The sequence below is a fragment of the Micromonospora sp. CV4 genome, assembly GCF_003667455.1.
Taxonomy (GTDB): domain Bacteria; phylum Actinomycetota; class Actinomycetes; order Mycobacteriales; family Micromonosporaceae; genus Micromonospora.
Genome location: NZ_RCVI01000159.1, coordinates 1 through 912 on the forward strand (window position 1 = coordinate 1; position 912 = coordinate 912).

Annotated in this window: 2 protein-coding genes; both read right to left on the minus strand. The window is 70.5% G+C overall.

Features of this window, described 5'->3' with window-relative positions:
- Window positions 1–329, minus strand: a 329-nt coding sequence (locus EAD98_RS03365; protein WP_199723269.1) for a cellulose binding domain-containing protein, incomplete at its 3' end; no start/stop codon positions are given.
- A 148-nt stretch (window positions 330–477) separates the two neighbouring features.
- Window positions 478–912 (minus strand): carbohydrate-binding protein (locus EAD98_RS03370; RefSeq protein ID WP_121652612.1); only part of this gene is annotated, 435 nt, incomplete at its 5' end.

Sequence of the window (912 nt, forward strand, 5' to 3'; positions counted from 1 at the left end):
AAGGAGACCGAGGCGCCCGGGGCGATGCTGCCGTTCCAGGACCGGTTGGTGAAGGTGTGCCGCTGGCCGGCGGAGCTGAGCAGGGCGTCCCAGTAGCTGCCGAGGGTCGTGCCGGCCGGCAGGTCGAAGGCGAGGCTCCAGCCGTTGATGGTCGATCCGCCGCCGTTGGTGATCGTGTACTTTCCCTCCCAGCCGGAGCCCCAGTCGGCTGTCTTGACGAAGCTGGCGGTGGCACCGGCGGCGAACGCGGGCAGCGCCACCCAGGCCGCGCCGAGCGTCGCGGCGAGCGCGGTGACCAGGGACAGGACAAGTGATCTGGCTGGTTTCATGCGACCCTCCACGCCCGGCGCAGGCATCCATGGACATCAACGTTGGCGTTTATTATTAAGATAGTTAACTGTTTCTGTCCAGGGGTCGGCGCAGATGGATGGGCCGCCCGCCGCGCGACCAGGCGGCGGGCGGCCCTTACGGTCCGCCTCAGCGGCGGAAGATGAACCAGTTGACGTTGACGAAATCGTTCGGCTGCCCGCTGGTGAAGGTGAGGTAGACGGTGTGCCGGCCGGTCACCCCGCTGACGTTGCCGGGCACCGAGCGCCAGCTCTGCCAGCCGCCGGTGTTGCCGATCGCGAAGCTGCCGATCGGCGCCGCGGTCGGGCTGTCCACCCGCACCTGGACCAGGCCGCTCACCCCGCCGCCCGCGCCGGAGGCCACCCGGGCCACGAAGTCCCGGGGCCCGGCGGAGCCGAACTCGACGTTGTCGTAGCGCGCCCAGTCCCCGTTGCGGAGCCCGGCGATGTTCTGCCCGCCTTCGGAGCACGCCTCGACGAACACCCCGTTCTGCCCGCTGAACGCCTCGGCCTGGATCTGCCCGTACGCGTCCCTCGTGCCGCCGGGAGGCGGCGTGGTGGGCGG